Source organism: Halorubrum sp. SD612, assembly GCF_002135005.1.
On the sequence record NZ_NEWI01000320.1, the window covers coordinates 1 to 1,799 of the forward strand.

Annotated in this window: 2 protein-coding genes and 1 pseudogene; 2 read left to right on the forward strand and 1 reads right to left on the reverse strand. The window is 69.1% G+C overall.

Annotation, left to right across the window (positions count from 1 at the left end):
• A pseudogene (locus tag B9G38_RS16895) lies at window positions 1–355 on the forward strand (fatty-acid--CoA ligase); the annotation flags it as partial.
• Between the two features lie 39 nt (window positions 356–394).
• On the opposite strand, the gene B9G38_RS16900 reads toward B9G38_RS16895, so the two are convergent.
• Window positions 395–835 (reverse strand): DUF5807 family protein, encoded by a 441-nt coding sequence (locus B9G38_RS16900; protein ID WP_086221140.1) that lies wholly within the window; start codon window positions 833–835, stop codon window positions 395–397.
• Between the two features lie 309 nt (window positions 836–1,144).
• Here B9G38_RS16900 and B9G38_RS16905 point away from each other — a divergent pair.
• Window positions 1,145–1,799 (forward strand): DEAD/DEAH box helicase (locus B9G38_RS16905; protein ID WP_143415611.1); only part of this gene is annotated, 655 nt, incomplete at its 3' end.

The window sequence follows — 1,799 nt, forward strand, 5'->3', positions numbered from 1 at the left end:
CAAGTCCGGCGGCGAGTGGATCTCCAGCGTCGAGCTGGAGAACGCGATCATGGCCTACGACGGCGTCAGCGAGGCGGCCGTCGTCGGCGTGCCCCACGAGCGCTGGCAGGAGCGCCCCGTGGCGTTCGTCGTCGTGGCCGACGGCGTCGACCGCGACGCGCTCGTCGAGGAGATCGAGACCGGCCTCCGCGACGAGTACCCCAAGTGGTGGGTGCCGGACGCGGTGGAGTTCATCGACGAGGTGCCGAAGACCGCGACCGGGAAGTTCTCGAAGAAGGACCTCCGGGAGCAGTACGGCGACCAGTCGCTCGTCGACGGAGCGGTGCCCGAAGACGACGCGCCCGAAGAGGAGTAGGGCCGAACCGGGCGAATAGCCGGTCGTCCGGCGGTTTTTTCAGTCGTCTCGGTCGCCGATGACCCACTTGTGCGAGTAGCTCTCGCCGCACGTGCAGTGGGCGTACGCGTGGACCACGTCGCCCTCGGCGTAGAGGCCGCCGACCTCCTCGTTTTGCGCCTCCGCGAACGCGAAGACGAACTGGACTCCGTGGTCGTCGTCGGGCTCCTCCTCGGCGAACGGGCACGCCCCGCCGTCGAGCGTGCGCGCGATCTCGCCCTCGGCGCCCATCGCCGTCTTCGCGAACTCCATCGCGCCCATGCCCGTGCCGGCCTGGAACGCGGAGCGACCGGTCTCGCCGTCGAGGATCAGGCGGACGCCGCCGTCGGTCTCCTCTCCGACCTCCCGCAGCCGGGAGTCGTCGTCGAGGTACGCGTCGCTCAGATAGAAGACCACGTCGTCGAGCCGCTCGCCCGCGAGGAACTCGTCGAGGTTGCTCATGCCGGCCGGAGGCGCGTGAGCGGTAAAAGGCGTGCGTGTCGCGGCCGCGGAGCGAGCGGGCGCCGACGCGCGTTGTCGAACGAGGCCGACCGATGCTAAATCATGTAGAATCGGGGTAACTGTTAATACGCATCACGGAGATCCGTCGCGTGATGAGTGCGCAGACCCGATCCGGCGACCGGCTCGCGGAGTGGGCGCAGCTGGTCGACGAGGACGTGCCCGAGGAGCACCGAGAGGAGCGCTCCGTCGACGGATAACTTTCACCCCGCTTCGCGAAGGCTTTAGGCCGAAGGCGGCGAAGCACCGGCGATGGCGACCGAGGCCGCCGGGATCGACCGACCGCTGCTCGTCGACGACTTCCTCCAGCGACGCCGCTACCAGCTCCGGCTCGCGGACGCCGCCGCCGACGAACACACGCTCGTCTGTCTCCCGACCGGCCTCGGCAAGACGACGGTCAGCCTGCTGGTCACCGCCGAGCGCCTCCACGAGGCGGGCGGGAAGGCGCTCTTTTTAGCCCCCACCAAGCCCCTCGTCCAGCAGCACGCGGACTTCTACCGCGAGGCGCTCTCGATTCCGGACGACGAGATCGTCGTGTTCACCGGCGACGTGAAGCCCGACGACCGCGCCGCGCTCTGGGACGACGCCCGGATCGCGATCGCGACCCCGCAGGTCGTCGAGAACGACCTCGTCGGCAACCGGATCTCGCTGCGGGACGTGACCCACCTCACCTTCGACGAGTGCCACCGCGCGACCGGCGACTACGCGTACGTCTACATCGCGGAGCGCTACCACGCCGACGCCGCCGACCCGCTCGTCACCGGCATGTCGGCCTCGCCCGGCGGCGACACCGAGGAGATCGAGACGGTCTGTGAGAACCTCGGGCTCGTCAACGTCGAGGTGATGACCGAGGAGGACGCCGACGTCGACGAGTACACTCACGACACCGATGTCGGGTGGGAGCAGG

What these genes read in the sequence shown, in the direction of transcription:
- B9G38_RS16900 (WP_086221140.1), bottom strand. Translation starts at nt 835, where the DNA reads ATGAGCAACCTCGACGAGTTCCTCGCGGGCGAGCGGCTCGACGACGTG.